We start from the raw sequence: 17,262 nt of genomic DNA, 5'->3' as shown, positions 1-17,262 counted from the left end.
TAAACGTCACGCGGTAGAAGGGGGGGGTTGTACAACGCAAAGAACACATAACGGGCGATGATAAGCGCTCCAACTACCGCCCCATATGCTGCGAAGACAGGATGGTAGGTGAACACATTGGATATCCGAATCAAGAGTATGAGGGAAGCCATCGCAGCAAAGAGGATCCAGAAGGCCATTTGAGATGGGCGTTCTATGCGGAGAAACTTCGATAGCCCTCCGAACCGGGTCGGGGCATCTAGCCAGGCGAGAGGCTTCTCGGGTGCTAGCGGCGAGGCTTGGATCTCAATCCGAGGACGGGGCATGTTGAAATGGCGGTGGGAGGTAGGGCGCCGCGACGCCGGTAGCGATGGCTGCTCAGGAAGTCCAGGTAGGAGCGCAGCTGCTGCCCCTGGAGGCGCAGCGGCAGGAGAGACTGGAGCCGGCCCTTGGCCCCTAGAGAGACTATCGAGTCCGACAGAGTATAGCAGCGGAGCTGATCCGGGCCGTTTGATTGGTGGAGCCGATCGGGATCGAACCGACGACCTCTTGAATGCCATTCAAGCGCTCTCCCAACGGAGCTACGATCCCTGGAATCCCCCTGGTGCGGGAGCGGGAGTGTAGCCGGGGCTCTGGCGGGTCGGCCGACACGGTGATCAGATGTCACGGTGTTCGGCCGTCGGCTCAAGATCCGCTCGGCGAGCCAACCTCCAAGGAATCAGAGAGTTAGGGTGGATTACCCGGCAGATCCTCAGCGATCTCCAGGGAGCCGAGCAAACACAGAGCAAACACGGCGCGGTCGCCTGTGACTGCGGAGGTTCGGTTCAGAGGATCTGCCCCACAAGGGGATCGCTCTTCACTGCCCGACAGACTCGGTTGGGGCCGAAAGGTAGTAGCGGAATAGGTTCAGGAAATCGTCTGATTTCGTGACCTGAGATCCGTCGACATCAGCAACTTTTCCGAACTGTCCACCTTCCTTGAGCGTCCTGACCTCAATCCGATCCTGCCAAGGCGAGGGTGTCGATTTGAGGTGGGCTTTGACGAGTTCATACAGATCCCCGGGTGCCCAGATCTCTAGCTTCTCAGTGCTAGCCAGCCACGCGAGATAGTGGAAAGGCAGCGATGGTTGGCCCTGAATGTAGAAGCCCGCAGGCGAGGCATACGTGGCACCGCCATCTGCTTCGAAGCTCTCGAAAGCCGCCACGAAGGCCTCCGCCTCCGCTTTTCTTCCACTGCCTGTCTTTACCCTTACAAAGGTCGCGCGGTCCATCTTCTGGGTGCCGCCCACTGGGGGTTTCTCATCGACGATCTCCTGACCGTACAGATCGACGGCCACCAACTCCTGATCGCCGGCCTCAAAGAGAGTCACCTCTGCAATCAGGCAACTGAAATGGGTGGCTCGATTGATGAACCGGACAGCGTCTTTAAGCCGGCTTTCGGCATGATCCATCACGATGAGCAAGGTGAGCTGCCCCAAGCGGAGCTCGACGATGTCCGCAAGAACCCGCAGTTTTTGCGGTCTTGTGAAGAGCTGGGCGGAGATCGAACTCACGCGCCTTCACGCTCTCTGAAGAGAAGGGACGCAATCGCTGGTCGCGACCTTGCGCTCGAACCTCGGAGTCAGGGCTCGGATGAGCGGCCTCATACGGGTAGGCCACGAAATCAGGATCGAGAAGCTCAAATTCACACCGTGGATCTCCTCCTGGGCCGGACCCAGGATATGGAGCTTCAAGCTCTCGGAGGGGTTGAAGGCTGCTCGACGATGACTGGGCTACTCACAGAGGGAACTGGCACGGCATCTACGGGTCGACCCCACCTCGATTCGAGACTGGGAGAGAGGCCGGAGCGTTCGGTTCTTCCGGTGTCGAAGACTCGTGAAGGACCTTCTCGACGAACTCGGTATTGCGATCGAGAACACGGTTGCGTTGAGTTAGCAGGTGGTTCGAATCTAGTGGCGCGTCACGTCCGATAAGGGCTACATCTCGGACGTAATCTGTCAACCAGATTTCTTGGCCAAGTCCCGACCGGGGCCTTGCCCACCTGTGTAAGGCCGCTCGTCCGAGCCCTGTCGTCGTGGTTCGAACGCAAGCTCGCCGCCACCGACTCCGTCTTGTCCCTTCAGGGTGGAGTCGGTCGCTGCAGCTGCGAGTCCTCGCGTCTATCGTCCACGCCGTCCCCAGCGCACGGTCCTCTACCGGGCTCTGGCCCAGCACTTCGAGCACTAGTGCCAGCCGCTTCTCGAGTAGGCTCCCTCGAGAGGCCGCCGGCCGAGAAGCCCGCCCTGCCGGTGCGGGTCGGCCCGCTGGGAGCTTGATCACGGAAAGCGTGGGGCGTCGAGGGGCCCGAAGCCGGTGCCGACCTCGCGGTCGAGAAAGGCGAACGCCTCCGCGACGCGGGCGGAGATCGTGCCCTTCGGGCCGGCGATCCGCTCTTCGAGGCCGACGCGAACGACGCCGCCCACGCCCGAGGGTCCGGTCTCGAGCAGGGCGTCGGCGCGCTCACCGGGCGCCGCGAATCGGAAGCCGGAGACTCCGTACGCGAGAGGCCTGGCGCCGCTCTCGAGCGGGGCCGAGGTCATCGACCAGCCGCCGCCGCGAGGGAAAGCGTCGATCGCCTCGAGTACGAGACTCTCCAGCATCCCCGGCCGGTGGTCCAGGTCGAGCCCGCGCCGAACGCACATCTCGAGCAGCTCGAGCGGAAGCTCCGGCATGCTGGCGCCTATCGTCCAGAGGGCGGCGCCGGTGCGCGGGTTGATCTCGGTGGCGCGCGAACCGTCACAGGTCAAGATGCCGTCGAGCGTGAAGCCACCGCGGAAGCCCGCCCGCTCGCGGAGAACGCCGCCGAGCCGCCGCGCGAAGCCCCGGATCTCCTCCCGATGCGGCGGTGGCGGGCTCCAATAGGTACCGTTGCCCGCGTAGCGGAAGCCGCAGGAGCCCCGCTCCCGCAGCACCACCAGCTCGACCGGCCGGAAGACCGCCACCTCGCGCTCGAAGACGATGCCGTGGACGCTGCACGGTTGTCCCTCGAGGAACTGCATGACGCGGACCCGGTCGCAGTGGCGGCGGAAGAATGCCAGGCAGGAGCGGGCGTCCTCGCGGCTTCGCACCCACCGCACGAAGTCGGCGCCGGCGTTGTACCCCTCGCGATCGTCGCCGGACCAGACCACGCCATCGCCGCGATCGAGCTCCCGGCTCGCCGCGAGCAGACCGGCGCCAGTCGCCTCGACAATCCGGCACGGCGCCTGCGGCAGCTCCGCCGCGCTCCAGAGCTCGTGCGCCGTCATCTTGTCCTCGAGGCGCTGCCATACCTCGGGGCGCGGCGCGAACGGTTGCCGGCCGCCGACCGAGGGCGGCTGGTGCTGGGCCCGGACCAGGACGAGGGCCTCCCGGTTCGGGTCGTAGGCGTCGAGCTCCCGCCTCGCCACTTCCGGCAGGTCGCCGAGGGCGGCGCGGTAGGACTTGAACGCGCCGAGCTGGTGCGGGGCTCCCGCGGCGCCGACCACGCGATACCGGAGCTCCGGCCCATCCGGAGTGGTGCCGGCGCCGAGGCTCTCAACGAGCAGGAAGGGCGGCTCGGAGCCGAGGTCGTGGAGGAGCCGGAGCCAGGCCGCGGAGTCGGTCAGGGAGCCGACCGCAAGGATCACCTTGCGGCCGGCGACAACCGGCGCAAGCCGCCGCCGGTAGAAGCCGGCCGTTTCGGAGTTGCTGATCGGGCCGGGCACTCAGCCGCTCGGGGCGAGGCGTTGGGCGAGGATGTGTCCCACGGTCCTCGGCAGGTCGGGCTGCGGATTGCCGGAGAACAACCGCCGGAACCCCTGGAACACCTCCTCGAAGGTGGTTCGTGAGACCGGTGTGTCGGAGAGCCGGATCAGCTCGGGAGATCCGAGACGCGGCCGCGCCCACAGGTTGACGACTACAACTCCGCCCGGCCTCAGAATGCGCCGGGTCTCACCCAGCGCGTGCGCGATCACGGTCCGGACCGCACGCTGCGCCTCTTCCGTCTCCAGCGCCGCCTTGCCGATGAAGCCCTCATAGTCGCGGCCGATCTCGTGGCCCTCGGCCCGGCAGCGCCCCATCAACGCCGTCAGCGCGCCGAGATGGAGCGATCCCAGGACGAACGGCAGGTGGACCGCGTCGAAGGAGCCGGAGTTGAACTCCAGAGGCGAGAGGAAGCGGCCGCTCGCGATGCTCGAGAAGTGCTTCCGGACCGCCTCGAGACTCGGTCTCCCGCGATCGTCGAGGGCCTCCGCGAGCGAATCGGCTTCGACTTCCTGGAATCCGGGCTCGAGACCGGAGTAGTCCGCCTGGCGCAGCCGGAGCTTGCCTGCGCTCGCGTGCCGGGAGTACTTCTCGGAGACGACCTCACAGGCCTGGCGCGAGAGCTCGATCGCCAGGACCTCGGCGACGCGGGGGTGCTCCAGTAGCTCGTGCACAGGGGTCTCGTAGGCGGTGCAGAGCAACACCCGCGCGGCGTCGCGGCCCCGCTCTTCCAGATGCTGCGCGATCTGTCGGACGGCGAAGGTGTTGTAGGCGTAGCGGGTCGCGGTGTTGACGTTCGGCGGGCCAGGAGCGGCTCTTATCGAGGCCCGCTCGAAGAGGAATCCCCACTGGTCCGTCATGCTGTCGCCGAGCGATCTCAGGAAGGGCGAACCTGCCTCCTCGACCGGAATCGCCGGGGTGGTCTCCGGCAGCTCCTCTGCGACCGGCATCTCCGCCGGCAGCTCGACCCGGGCGGGGAGCGACGGGAACCGCCCGGGCTCGAGCCACCTCGGGTCAAGGACGGCCGTAGCCACGGACGGCGGCGAGTCCGGGTCGAGCGCGTGCTGGAACCGCCAGACCCAGGTGCCTTCGATGTGGCGCTCTGCGTCGACCGCGGTGTCCGTGACCGCCGGCAGCGACTCGTCCCGAGATCCCGAATCTCCGTGCACGTCGAGAGTCAGCCCTGCGCCGTGCCCGGCAGTTGGTCGATCACGTCGACAATCCCCTGCACCACCGGATCGAGCCCGTCCCTGGTGGTGGCGCCTTTGAGCTTGGCCAGCTCCTGGCTTTGGCGCGCCACCTCGTCGACGGAGATCTCGTGGTGGACCGGCAGGACCGTCTTCGCCGCGCCCTGCAGTGAGGAGATCCACTCCAGCTCCTTGACGGTCCACGTCTTGGCGAAGAAGCTGGGGCTGAGTACGACGACTCCGGTGCGCGAAAACTTGACACCCCGGTAGAGGATCTGCGTCAGATCGTCGCCGATCTTGAGCTCGTGATCGTCGTACCAGGCCTTGAGGCCGGCCGCCTCGAGCTTCGCCACCAGCTCACGGACGACCGGTTTGTCTTCGCTGGCGTGGGAAACGAAAACGTCGTACGGCGCGATCAGGAAGTCCTCCCAGATCATGTCCACAAAGCCGCCGGTGACGTCCCGCAGCTTCCAGGTCCAGATCCACTCGTCCGGCCGAGAATCGGCGTCGGGCCCGACTAGGCCGTCGGCGTACTCGCGGGGGTGCTTGAGGATGTAGGCGGCACGGTGCAGGCACTCGTGAACCTCACCGGGCGGAGGCTTGGGGGAGAGCCACAGGCGCGGCTGCTTGCCCTGCCGCTGCCGGAAGGGCGGATTCGCCTGGCGGAAGCCCGAGAGATCCAGGACGTAGGTCATCCGGCGATAGTTCCGCTTGAAATCGAGGTCCTCCGCAAGGGGGTCGTCCAGGTGGAAGTGAGCGTTCCGGTTGCCCACGTCGAAGCCTTTGTAGATGTCGAGCCGGAGGAAGGGCCAAGGCTTCTTGTTCGGCGGCGTGAACTTTAGCTTGTACCTCCTGGCGCCGACCAGGAAGCCGGAGAGCGTCTTGTCGTCGGTCTTGTTTGGGATGTTGTGGCTCGCGACCAAGGCGCCGTCTTCGCGGGTCGCGTAGCGGATTTCGAACGGGGTCTTGCAGCGGTTGTCCTCCGCGAACCGCACCTCGCGGCGGAGTCGGCCCTCGGTCTCGGTGAAGACGAGCCGTTTCTCCTTACCCTTGTAAGTGGTGCTACCGCCGGCTAGCTCGAGGATCTGGGTGTTCTGGTCGAGCGTGAACGGTTCGGCCTCTAGATACGGACCGACCTTGATCTCGGTCAGGTAGTGCGAGATCTCGAAGGTCTGACTCATGCCGGCTGCCTCGCGGATACCCTACCAAGGAATATCGAGGCGACCGGACTCGATTGTTGTCGGTGGTTCTTCAGCGAGAAGGACTTTGAGTTCCAAGCTGCACTCCACCGAGCCTTGGGTTCACTGGAAGAAGAGCATCGAACCGATCTCTTGTTGCTCCGAGACGCTGCGGTGAAGACGGCGATGAAGGCAGCCAAAGATGATGTAAGAACTGCTCTGAGAGTGCTCGAGATTCTTCCTCGGTTTGGCGTCGGCGCCGTCGGGTCTGACGATCCAGACGAGCTTCGAAAGGACGCGATCATCGATAAGATAGACAGGCAGGATCGGCTCCGTCGACGGTTCGGCATGGCGGCTGCCGGAGAAGAGGTGATCGAAATGCTTGAAGATGGTGGTCTCCTCATATGGCCTAACGAAGAACCGGCTGATGAGGAGTGAGTTCGGCTGCGCCTTTCACCATGGGACCTCTGCCGGCTGGCGCCCGAGGTGTCCGATTCTGTCCGGTTGTGTCCATCGGACTGAGCCTTGAGGGGGCACTGCTCGTGTGACACAGTCTTGTGTCGCAGGCCGGGTGAGGCGAGTCGAAGAGGCGAAAGCGGAGTAAAAGAGCCGAAAATCCCGGAGGCATCAAATCGTTGTATTTCAGTAGTTTACCGGCAGGACGCCCTCGTTGAACGGTCTTGCCAGGCCAACCGAAAGGACTCCCTGCGTCCCAGCCAAGATCTGGTCGCTCTTTCGCCTTGAGCTGATACCGAGGTGGCCTCACCCGCTAGAAGCCCCGCATCGCGGCCGGCGTTTCTGGAAACACCCGGGAGATCACGAACTCTCCCTTCTCCCGACGTCAGGATCGCTCCTGTCCCACGCCGGATGGGCTGCCAGAGTATGGGACTTGAGTATCTCCGCTCAGAGAGTCACGATAGTCTGGAGGACGGACCCGAGTCGGCGCGGCCGGCAACAGGAGATACCCTTTGGGCTCCAGCGAAGATCTCGACGGGATTCGGTCCCGAATCGATGAAATCGACAGGCGGATTCTCGAGGCGCTCGCCAGACGTCGCTCACTGGTCGAGCACGTGGTGCGTGCCAAGGGGGCCGATCGGCCGCTCCGTGACGAAGGGCGCGAGAAGGAGCTCCTCGCCGAGTTGATTTCCGAGGGGCGAAAGCAGGGGCTCGACGCGCACTTCGTGACTCGCGTGTTTCACGAGATCATCGACGACTCGGTTCGCTCCCAGCAGCGGCATCTTCTGGAGGTCGCGAATCCCGAGAGCTCGGTGCGGCGGCGAGTCGGCCTCCAGGGCACAGTCGGCTCCTACAGCGAGATTGCCGCACGCAATTTCTTCTCCAAGGACGCCGACGAGACGTCCTTTATGGGCTACCCGACGTTTGCCGAAGTCGTTCGGGCCTGCGAAGAGGGACTCGTCGACCACGGCGTGCTTCCGATCGAGAACACCACCGCGGGGAGCATCAACGAAGTCTACGATCTGTTGACCCGAACCTCTCTTTCAATTGTCGGGGAGGAGCTTCTTCGTATCGAGCACTGCCTGTTCGCGGTCGAAGAGGTTCCACTCCATAAGATCCGGCGGATTCTCTCCCAGCCGCAAGCGCTCGCTCAATGCATGAAGTTCCTTTCGGGACTCGACCACTGCCGCCTCGAGTACTACACCGATACCGCGATGGCGGTTGAAAGAGTGAAACAGGACGAAGACATCTCGCAGGCCGCGATCGCCAGCGAGGCGGCGGGCCGGTTGCACGGGTTGCACCTGCTCCGGCGCGATCTCGCCGATCAGAAAGAGAATTTCACCCGCTTTCTCGTGGTCGCGCAGAAGCCGATTGCTGTCGACGAGCGGATCCGCTGCAAAACCTCGCTGGTGGTCACGGTACCTCACACCGAGGGCGCTTTGCTCAAGGCACTCGACGTCTTTCACCGGCACGGCATCAATCTGGCGAAGCTCGAGAGCCGGCCCAAGAAGGGCCAGCCGTTTCAGTACATGTTCTATGTCGACTTCGAAGGCCGACTCTCCGACCCCAAGGTGGAGCTCGCGCTCGACGATCTGCGCCGGGCAACCGCTTACTTGAAGATCTTGGGGAGCTATCCGGTTCACGATCAGCCCAAGACCCGGCCGGCGGTGGATGTTCCCGTTGCGGCCGTGGTGGACTCGGAGGCCATCGCCGATGCCGCGCTCGAGTCTTCGGAGGCCGAGGCAGTTCCGAAGATCGACGTCAGCTATCGGCTGGCCAGCCGGCACGGCCGCGCGGGCGATACGGTTCTGGATGTCAACGGCGTTCGAATCGGGGGCTCCGGCTTCGTGGTCATCGCCGGACCGTGCTCGGTCGAGTCGCGTGACCAGATCATGGCTTGTGCGCGATTGGTCAAGGAGTGCGGGGGCGAGATTCTGCGCGGTGGGTGTTTCAAGCCCCGGACCTCGCCCTACAGCTTTCAAGGCCTCGGCTACGAGGGCGTGGACCTGCTCGTCGAGGCCGGCCGCGAGTACGGCCTGAAGGTCATCACCGAGGTGCTGGCGCCGGCCGACGTCGGCCCGGTCGCCGAGCAGGTTGACGTTTTGCAGATCGGCGCGCGCAACATGCAGAACTTCACCCTGCTCAAGGAGGTCGGGCACGTCGACCGACCGGTGCTGCTCAAGCGCGGCATGATGTCGACGATCGACGAGCTACTCAACGCGGCCGAGTACATCCTGGCGCTGGGCAACCACCAGGTCATGCTCTGTGAGCGCGGCATACGAACTTTCGAGACCTCGACGCGAAACACACTCGATCTCGGGGCCATTCCGATTCTGAAGCAGATGACCCATCTGCCGATCATCGTCGACCCGTCGCATGCGGCGGGACAGCGCGACCTGGTGTCACCGCTGGCCATCGCGGCTCATGCGGTCGGCCCGCACGGCATGATGGTGGAGATTCACCCCGAGCCGGAGAAGGCCAAGAGCGACGGCCCGCAAGCTCTGCGATTCCCCGATTTCGTCGAGCTCATGCGGAGAATCATGAGTCCGGCCTGAACCTTTCGATGACCCCGCCCACGAGCTCCCAAAGCGTAGAATCGACTCGATGAGCGCCAAGACACTGTCCGCCAAGTCCGAGCTCGAACTGGCCTTTCTCGAAGATCACCAGCATTTGCTCAAGGGGCTGACCGAGATCCTGCAAAGGCTCGGCTCGAATGACCTCGACGCCGCGGTCGCCGCGGCCGAGCGGGTCGACGAGGCGGTCGGTCCGCACATGCGTTTCGAGGAAGAGGAGCTCTACCCTACGCTCCGCGCCGTGCTGGGCAACGACTATGTGAACCGGCTCTATGACGAGCACACCGAGGGTCAGCAGGCGATCGCGGAGCTGAGATCGAGAGGCCCGGAGCCGCTGACCGAGGACGACAAGGCAAGGCTCATGGAGGCCGTCGAAACGACACTGAATCATGCCGTCTCTTGCGGCACGCTCCTGTCTCACCTCGATGCTCTCGACGAAGCTCGACAGTCCGCTCTGCTCGAGCGCCTTGTCGAGCTGAGGCACGAGAAGCAGCTCTGGAGCGAGTACGGCCGCTAGGACATGTGCAGGCTCTACGGATTCCGAGCCAACCAGGACACCAAGGTCGAGTGCTCTCTGATCTACGCCCAGAACGCGCTCATGGCGCAGAGCAAACGAGACGCTCGTGGCGGCAGTCACACCGACGGGTGGGGCATCGGTTTTTTCAACGATTCAAAGCCCATCGTGGAGCGCCGCGTCACGGCGGCGTACGAAAGCGCTCATTTTGCGACCACCGTCGAGAACGTCTACTCGCGGGCAGTCATTGCCCACGTGCGCAATGCCACCGTGGGCGAGCTAGCCCTCGAGAATACCCATCCCTTTGCCTACGGCCGGTGGGTCTTTGTCCACAACGGCACCGTTCGCCCCTTCGATCGACTCGAGGCCGAGATGGAGCCCGAGATCGCGCCGCGGTTGGCCGCGTTGCGTCGGGGAACGACCGACAGCGAGTGCGCGTTCTACTGGTTGCTGAGCCGGTTCGAGAAGGCGGGAGTCGACATCGAGGCCGTCGGCTCCGAGGCCGCCGGCTCAAAACCTGGTGACGCCGATGAGCTGGCCCTGCTTCTGGGGGAATCGGTTCTGGAGCTCGAGAGGCGAAGCGCCGCCGGCGGGCGATCGAGACCGGCGATGCTGAACTTCTTGCTCACCGACGGCAACGTTCTCCTGGCATCGCGCTGGCAGCGTGACCTTCACCTGCTCGAGCGCGACGGTGTCCGCGATTGCGAGATCTGCGGCATTCCGCACGTTCACCAAGAGGGGGAGGCCCGTTACCGAGCCACGGTGGTTGCCTCGGAGCCGATCTCCCAGGAGGATTGGCGCGAGGTTCCGGACGGCTCGGTCGTAGCCGTCGGGGCGGGCCTCGAAGCCAGGATTCACCCGTTGAGGAGGTGAATCGAGTCGATCGCGAGCCGGAGCCGGTCGCGAGCTTCCCGGCGAACGACCTGCTCGGCATGATCCCAGCTGTCAGCCAGAGCGATGATGTGGATGCTCGAGCGCGGTTCGAGACCTCTGGGGTTGAAGACCAGGAGATGGCCGCGTCCGGTGCGGATGTCGTAGAGATCCTCACCCAGGATGTCGAGCACGTCGCTGAAACTGAGCCGATCGAGTCCCTCTACCTTCGTTTCGCGAGTGGCGTAGGGTTGTCGTCGCCAGTCGCCGAAGATCCGGTTCATGAGGGTCATCGGCAGAGAGGTGCCACCCCACCGGCCATTGCACTCGACAAAGCACACCCGGCAGTTCTCGAGGTCCTCGCCGACGAGGACAAGATCGAACGAGCAGCGCCCGATGTAGCCCAGCTCCTGGAAGAGAACGGTCAGGAGCCAGGCCCTCTCGACGATAACTCGCTCGAGCGCTTGCGGCAGGCGAGCCGTTCGGCTGCCCATGAAAAAGCCCTCCCTGCCGGAGACCATCTGTTGGAACAGGCCTTCGACGATGGGGAAACCCTCGCCAGGAGGCGGAACCCAGATCTGAACGGAGGGAGCCGACAGGACGTCTGCTTCCCAGCTTCCGACCAGCACGTGTTGTCTGCCCTCCCATTCGAGGTCGGCTAGGCGGGTCTTGAGAGACGCACCGATCTCCGCCAGGCTGAGGGTGCGGAATCGGACCGAGCGCAGGACTAGGTTTCCGGCGCCGCCGGCCGAGTCCGGGATCTTAATCACCAGCTCGCGTGAATTAGCCGCCAGTTCGCGAACCAGTCGTGACAGGGTGGCGTAGTTCCAAACATGATGAGTGGGCAGGACGGCGTCCGGTCCGAGGAGTCGTTTGGCGATGTCGGCGAACCAGACCTTGTCGTTGACGCTCTTGGTCAGCGACGGTGGCGGCCCGATCACCTCGACTGCTCGGTTGGCCGCACGGCTCAACTTCGTGGCCAGCACCCAGACCGGCAGCGTTGCCATGTGCGGATGCAGGTAGCGAAGCCGATCCGCCTTGACCTCCTGGAGCAGGCGCTGGCGAATCTCTTTGTCGGTCCAGCAGGCGCTCGCGACGGCCAGGGGGTTCTTGGATCGGGCGTTCAGCCAGGACACCGAGCCGAGACCGAGCTGCGCCGAGGAATACGCTTCGAACTCGGGCACGTGCCGGCCGCATACCGCGACGAGATCGCCGCTATCGGCACGCAGCCGGGCTCGATCCTGTACACACGTGACGTCATAAAATCGACTCAGAAGCGGGATGCTCGAGAGGTCGTCGAGATGCAGTGTCGGCGCGTCGAGGAGTTCCTTAGGGGTCGATTGCCGCACCAAGGGTCCGGGCTGGAGGTCCGGTTGCTGATCGAGAAGCAGCCGTGCGAGTCTACGGGCTCGGTCGAGTGCTTCCGAGCTCGCTGCGGGCTCGTAGTGCCGAACGATGGGTATACGGCTCACGGGCGGATCACGCCCCCACTTCTTGTTGTACGCCTTCTGGAAGGCTCCGGTCAAGCCCCGCGGGATCCGGCGCTATGGGCCGTGACCACTCTCGAACGCGCGCCAGACTTTCGTGATCCCGGCCCGCTTTCCTTCGAGCCAATCCCGGGCCGCCGACAGTCGAGTCTCCAGATAGGCGAGATCCAGATCACCGGGCGCGCCGAGGTGCCGGCGAGCGCGCCAGCTCTCGGCCGGGTCTTCTGGGTCCGTGGCGGCTGCCGGCGGGTAGGCGGTTTCCGGGTCGGCTGCCACCTCCCGGTAAGCGTCCCGAAATGCTTCACCTTCGGCCACCCGCGCGTAGACAGCATCGGTCGCGGCAGTTGTTGGAAGGATCGCCTGCCGGCAGCGTTCGCGATCGACCGTGATCGTTTCGAGCACCCGCACCATGGCCGCGCAGCAGTCGGTGGCCAGCGGCAGGCCTCGCAGGAAGGGCTCCTTGGTCAGCTGAAGGTCGCGGTGATAGCCGACACCGACGGCCCCGTAGATGCCGGTGACCTCGGCGTGGAGTGCTCGACAGCGCCCGGCCGAAGCGCGGATGATCTCGAGGACGTCCGGATTGCGCTTCTGCGGCATGATGCTCGATCCGGTCGTCGTATCTGAGCCTAGCACCAGGTAACCGAGCTCTTCGGTCGAGTAGCGGATGAGGTCCGAGGCCAGCCGGCCTAGGTCGGTCGTGATCGAGGCGGCGACTGCCAGGGCAAGCGCCTCGGTTCGGCCGCGGTCGTTCTGGACCGCCAGCGTGTTGACCTGGACTCGGTCGAAGCCCAGGAGCCGAGCGACGAGCTCGCGGTCGAGATCCAGGGCCACGCCGAAGCCCGAGGCGCTGCCCAGCGGAGAGCGATTGAAGTGATCGTAGGCCGTGCGCAGCCAGGACACCTCGTCGAGCAGCGTTTCGGCGTTGGCGGCGAAGAAGTGGCCGAGCGTGGACGGCATGGCCTGGCGGGTGTGAGTGGTGCCCGCGATGCTGGTTTCGCTGTGCTCCGCGGCGAGTTTGGTGGTCGTTTCGACCAGGCTCAGCAACTGCTCGGCGAGATGCAGGACCGCCTCCCGACCCCAGAGCCGCAGGGCCGCGATCACTTGATCGTTTCGGCTGCGCCCGGTGTGGATCTTGCGCCCGGCCTCTCCGAGCTTGGCGGTCAGCCGGTTTTCGATGGCGGTGTGGCCGTCCTCCTCGGATGGCTCGATCTTGAAGGTCGCCGCCTCCTTCGCGATAGTCCGGAGCTCGGCGACCAGGCCGGCCAGCTCGGCCTCGGTGAGCACGCCGATCTCGGCCAGCATGCGAGCGTGCGCGGCGCTCGCCAGAGCGTCGAAGGCCACGAGCTCGCGGTCGAGCTCCGGATCTCGACCCACGGTGAGGCGCGAGACGAGCTCGTCGACCGGCGCTCTTCCGCGGTCCCACAGGGTGCTCATCGGTCTCCCGTACGGACAATCATTCGGTGCGCTTTGAGACGGAGGGCGTTGATGCGGATGAAGCCGCGGGCGTCGGTCGCGTCGTAGCCGCCCTCGACGTCCATCGAGGCCAGGTTCTGGTCATAGAGAGAGCTGGGCGATAGCCGGCCGCGGACACTCACCCGGCCCTTGGAAAGGCGCAAATGAACGTCGCCGTCGACGAGCTCCTGGGCCTGGGCGAACGCTGCGCGAATGAAGTCCATCTCCGGACTGAACCAGAAGCCGTTGTAGATCAACTCGGCGAACTTGGGCGACAGACTATCGCGAAGGCGAAGAACCTCCCTGTCCATGGCGATGCCTTCGAGGTCTCGAAGCGCGGCGTGGAGAACCGTGCCGGCGGGAGTCTCGTAGACGCCCCGCGATTTGATTCCCACAAAACGATTCTCGACGATGTCGATACGACCGACTCCGTGCAAGCCGCCGAGCTCGTTGAGGCGCAGATAGAGCTCCAGAGGATCTTCGATCGGTTCGGTTCCACCTTCTTCCAGGAGTGCCACCGGTCGGGCGTCACTGAATCTCAAAGTGATCTCGGCGGGCTGGTCGGGCGCGTCGAGCGGAGAGCGCGTCAAGCGGAACATCTCATCGGATGGGGCGGCGGCTGGATCCTCCAGAATCCCGGCCTCGTAGCTGCAGTGCATCAGGTTCTCGTCCGTGCTGTAGGGCTTGCTCTCAGTCACGTCGATGTCGAGGCCCTGCTCGGCGGCATAGCGAAGCAGGTCCTTGCGACCTTGAAAGCGCTCCAGAAACTCGCGGTCCTTCCAGGGCGCGACCACGGTCATGTTGGGAGCCAGGGCCGCATAGGCGAGCTCGAATCGAACCTGATCGTTACCCTTCCCGGTTGCGCCATGAGAGAGGGTCGTTGCGCCGCAGGCGCGCGCCGCTTCGACCTGCTGCTGGGCGATCAACGGGCGTGCCAGGGCCGTGCCGAGCAGATAGCGATTCTCGTAAACCGCGTTGCCGGCTATGGCGGGAAGGATGAAATCGCTCACGAACTCTCGACGCAGATCTCCGACGACGACGTCGCTGGCTCCCTGGGCGCGGGCGCGGGCCGAGACGGCGGCGAAGTCCTCCTGCTGGCCGACGTTGGCCACGAACGCGACCACGTCGTAGCCGCGCTCCTGCAGGAAGCGGAGAATGCAGGCCGTGTCGAGCCCGCCGCTGTAGGCCAATGTGATCTTGTTGCTCATGGCGACTCCCTGTAAAAAAAAAGCCCCCGGCCTCTGCGGCCGGGGGCTCATGTCTTCGAACGAGGATCGGGTTCTCAGGTCATGGATGCCCCGGGCCGCCGGCTACCGCCGGCTACCGGCAATCACCGCCGATCGCCGTTCGCGTCGAGCCCAGAGTGTCTGAAGAACGCCCATGGAGGGCGAACCATAAGGCCGCCCCTGCCGCCTGTCAAGATGGAGCAAGGTCAGGATGGCCGCCACCCGGAAGCGCGCCGGACGGTCTGATAGGTCGCGAAGAGAGCGGCCAATACGACGAGTCCTGCGATCGGGACGAGGAAGCCGCGGCTCAGCGAGCTCTCGACGGCAGCCGAGGCCTCGCCCGAGGCTTCGGACAATCGACCGGTCAACCAGGGCAGGACCGCTCCGCCGAAGCCGCCGCAGGCCATGATCAAGCCGGCGAAGCGGGATCGGCCCGAAGCCGTGACCGCCGCCAGGATCGAGATGGTCAGCGGATACAGAGCCGCGAGTCCCAGGCCCGCGAGAAGTGCGCCTCCGGCAACGGCTGCGCGGGAGTCAGCCAGAAATAGACCGACCGCGCCGGTCCCTGCCACGAGCAACGAAGCTGAGTACACGGCCGTCTCGGTGAGGCGGCGGAGTGCGATGGCCGCGATGGCTCGGCCCACCAAGACCGCGGCCCAGAAACCGGAGCCGATAATCAACGAGAGCGCCGAGCGCTCTGCCGAGAACTGGTCCGACAGCGCCACCAACCAGCCGCCGATCGAGATCTCGGTGCCGACGTAGAAAAAAAGCAGGGCGGCGACCAGTGAGAGCATCGGAACCGACGGGCCGGCGCTATGTGCCCCGCCGTCTTCGGTGGTGTCGGCGATCGCGGGATTGCGGAGCTTGAAGGCCAGGGCCAGGCTTGCACCAACGGAAAGCAGTCCAAGAAGCCTGAGCAGCCCGAAGGCGCCGAGCGAGTCCGCGAACACGGCGAACAGCAGAGGCGAGATCATCGCTCCGATGCCCCAGATGAGGTTGAGCGTAGAAAGCGCCGCACCCCGGTTCTCGGGGTTCCAGCGGGCGACCGTGAGGTTGGAGCCCGAAATCAAGAGGCCCAGTGAGAATCCCGAAACCGCCATGAAGAGACGGGCCAGAGGCCAGCCGCCGAGAACGAGTCCGAACAGCGAAACCGCCGAGAGCGCATAGCCGGTGACGATGCTCCGGCGCAGGTTGATACTGGATACGATCGCTCCGAGCGAGCTGGCGGTGAACTGGGCCAGAAAAAGGGAGCCGGTTTGGGCGTGGTCGATGCCCCAGGCTTCCTCGAGCACCGGGATGAGGGGGCCCAGGACCACGGCCATCACTCCGGTCAGGAGAAAGCCGGATCGAAGCAGCATCCGCTCCGAGATCGAGGCGATCGGCCCGAGCGAGCGGGGCGTATGAGTTTCAATCATGTCGGGAGTGTCGAGTTCCGTTGGGTGCCGGCATTGTAGCTGTGAACCGCGGCGGACGGCCGCGCGTATAGCAGCTGATAGGGTCGCCCGCTATGTTGCTCGTGCTGCTGGTCGTTTGCGTTTTCTTTCTGGCCTGGGCAAACGGTGCCAACGACAACTTCAAGGGTGTTGCGACGCTCTACGGCAGCGGCACGACGACCTTCCGGACGGCCCTGATCTGGGCCACCGGAGCTACGCTCGCCGGGAGCGTGCTCTCGGTGGCCTTTGCTTCGAAGCTGGTCAGTGCGTTTCGCGGCAAAGGGCTGGTGCCCGACGAGTTTCTCGGGGTGGGCCTTCTGGTGGCCGTCGCCGGGGCGGGTGCCGCGACGATTCTCCTGGCCACGTTTCTGGGCATGCCAACTTCGACCACGCATGCGTTGACCGGTGCGCTCGTCGGTGCCGGCCTGGCGGCAGCCGGGACCTCGGGAGTGGGTTGGGGAGCGCTGGCGACGAAGTTCGCGCAGCCGCTTCTCCTGAGCCCCTTGCTCTCGATAGCGTTCACGGCGCTGCTCTATGTCGTCTTCCGTTTCGCGCGCGAGCGATTGCAGGTCGAGAAGGAGACCTGCGTCTGTGTCGGAGAACGGGGCGAGAGAGAGCTCGTTCCGTTGGGCGCGGTCGGAATGTCAGCGTTGGCTGGAGCTCCGGCCATCGAGGTCGGTGTCGGGCAGGCCAGTGAATGCGTCGAGAGGTATGCCGGTCGGGTGTTCGGGATCCGGGCGCAGGGAGCGGTGGACTTCGTTCACTACCTGAGTGCCGGAGCGGTGTGCTTCGCGCGGGCGGTCAATGACACCCCCAAGATCGCGGCGCTTCTTTTTGGCGTGGTGGCGCTCGGAAGCTCGCTGACGACGCCAGTGCTGGGCGCGGTCGCGCTTGCCATGGCCGCCGGCGGATGGCTGCACTCGCGCAAGGTCGCCGAGACCATGTCCAAGCACATCACCGAGCTCAACACCGGTCAGGGGCTGACCGCCAATCTGATGACCGCTGTTCTGGTTCTGGGAGCGTCGCGGATAGGTGTGCCTGTGTCGACGACCCACGTATCTTGCGGGGCGATCTTCGGTATCGGGTTGGTCAACGGCAAGCTCGAATGGAGCACGATCGGCAAGATCGCGGCGACTTGGCTGACGACCC

The 17,262-nt window shown here is 64.8% G+C and carries 14 protein-coding genes and 1 tRNA gene; 6 read left to right on the top strand and 9 right to left on the bottom strand.

Annotation, left to right across the window (positions count from 1 at the left end):
* Nucleotides 1-494: 494 nt before the first annotated feature.
* Nucleotides 495-570 (bottom strand) — tRNA-Ala (locus GY769_16065).
* Nucleotides 571-835: 265 nt separating this feature from the next.
* Nucleotides 836-1,531, bottom strand: a complete 696-nt coding sequence (locus tag GY769_16060; protein ID MCP4203433.1) for a hypothetical protein — start codon at nucleotides 1,529-1,531, stop codon at nucleotides 836-838.
* A 214-nt stretch (nucleotides 1,532-1,745) separates the two neighbouring features.
* Between GY769_16060 and GY769_16055 the strand changes: the two genes are divergently transcribed.
* The gene (locus GY769_16055; protein MCP4203432.1) at nucleotides 1,746-1,913 is read left to right on the top strand and encodes a helix-turn-helix transcriptional regulator; all 168 of its coding nucleotides are present in this window, start codon (nucleotides 1,746-1,748) and stop codon (nucleotides 1,911-1,913) included.
* 380 nt (nucleotides 1,914-2,293) lie between these two features.
* Here GY769_16055 and GY769_16050 read toward each other — a convergent pair whose 3' ends face one another.
* The 3 genes from GY769_16050 to GY769_16040 are packed head-to-tail and all read right to left on the bottom strand — an operon-like array spanning nucleotide 2,294 to nucleotide 6,105.
* The gene (locus GY769_16050) at nucleotides 2,294-3,700 is read right to left on the bottom strand and encodes a hypothetical protein (protein ID MCP4203431.1); all 1,407 of its coding nucleotides are present in this window, start codon (nucleotides 3,698-3,700) and stop codon (nucleotides 2,294-2,296) included.
* Nucleotides 3,701-4,906 (bottom strand): hypothetical protein, encoded by a 1,206-nt coding sequence (locus GY769_16045; GenBank protein ID MCP4203430.1) that lies wholly within the window; start codon nucleotides 4,904-4,906, stop codon nucleotides 3,701-3,703.
* 8 nt (nucleotides 4,907-4,914) lie between these two features.
* On the bottom strand, nucleotides 4,915-6,105 hold the full coding sequence (locus GY769_16040) for a toll/interleukin-1 receptor domain-containing protein (GenBank protein MCP4203429.1): 1,191 nt from the start codon (nucleotides 6,103-6,105) through the stop codon (nucleotides 4,915-4,917).
* A gap of 183 nt (nucleotides 6,106-6,288) precedes the next feature.
* Between GY769_16040 and GY769_16035 the strand changes: the two genes are divergently transcribed.
* The 4 genes from GY769_16035 to GY769_16020 all read left to right on the top strand — a co-directional run bounded on the left by GY769_16035 (nucleotide 6,289) and on the right by GY769_16020 (nucleotide 10,518).
* Nucleotides 6,289-6,540: a hypothetical protein gene (locus GY769_16035; GenBank protein ID MCP4203428.1), complete on the top strand. Its 252-nt coding sequence runs from the start codon at nucleotides 6,289-6,291 to the stop codon at nucleotides 6,538-6,540.
* Between the two features lie 530 nt (nucleotides 6,541-7,070).
* On the top strand, nucleotides 7,071-9,113 hold the full coding sequence (aroF, locus tag GY769_16030) for a 3-deoxy-7-phosphoheptulonate synthase (protein MCP4203427.1): 2,043 nt from the start codon (nucleotides 7,071-7,073) through the stop codon (nucleotides 9,111-9,113).
* Nucleotides 9,114-9,162: 49 nt separating this feature from the next.
* Complete coding sequence (locus GY769_16025) at nucleotides 9,163-9,648, top strand: hypothetical protein (GenBank protein ID MCP4203426.1); 486 nt, start codon at nucleotides 9,163-9,165, stop codon at nucleotides 9,646-9,648.
* Between the two features lie 3 nt (nucleotides 9,649-9,651).
* A complete protein-coding gene (locus GY769_16020; protein ID MCP4203425.1) occupies nucleotides 9,652-10,518 on the top strand; it encodes a class II glutamine amidotransferase in 867 nt (288 codons plus the stop codon).
* On the opposite strand, the gene GY769_16015 is transcribed toward GY769_16020, so the two are convergent.
* From GY769_16015 to GY769_16000, 4 genes are all read right to left on the bottom strand, one after another.
* Nucleotides 10,500-12,041 (bottom strand): hypothetical protein, encoded by a 1,542-nt coding sequence (locus GY769_16015; GenBank protein ID MCP4203424.1) that lies wholly within the window; start codon nucleotides 12,039-12,041, stop codon nucleotides 10,500-10,502. The two genes, GY769_16020 and GY769_16015, sit on opposite strands and share 19 nt — an antisense overlap.
* Before the next feature lie 18 nt (nucleotides 12,042-12,059).
* Nucleotides 12,060-13,436 carry an argininosuccinate lyase gene (argH, locus tag GY769_16010; protein MCP4203423.1) on the bottom strand — a complete coding sequence of 459 codons (1,377 nt, stop codon included), beginning with the start codon at nucleotides 13,434-13,436 and terminating at the stop codon, nucleotides 12,060-12,062.
* Nucleotides 13,433-14,662, bottom strand: a complete 1,230-nt coding sequence (locus GY769_16005) for an argininosuccinate synthase (GenBank protein ID MCP4203422.1) — start codon at nucleotides 14,660-14,662, stop codon at nucleotides 13,433-13,435. The genes argH and GY769_16005 overlap by 4 nt, the downstream gene beginning before the upstream one ends.
* Before the next feature lie 224 nt (nucleotides 14,663-14,886).
* Complete coding sequence (locus tag GY769_16000) at nucleotides 14,887-16,095, bottom strand: MFS transporter (GenBank protein MCP4203421.1); 1,209 nt, start codon at nucleotides 16,093-16,095, stop codon at nucleotides 14,887-14,889.
* A gap of 92 nt (nucleotides 16,096-16,187) precedes the next feature.
* Here GY769_16000 and GY769_15995 point away from each other — a divergent pair.
* Nucleotides 16,188-17,262: inorganic phosphate transporter (locus GY769_15995; protein MCP4203420.1), on the top strand; the 1,075-nt coding region annotated here is incomplete at its 3' end.

The organism is bacterium (assembly GCA_024224155.1).
In the GTDB taxonomy this organism is placed as follows: Bacteria; Acidobacteriota; Thermoanaerobaculia; order Multivoradales; family JAHEKO01; genus CALZIK01.
This window is presented reverse-complemented; position numbering and strand designations above follow the sequence as displayed.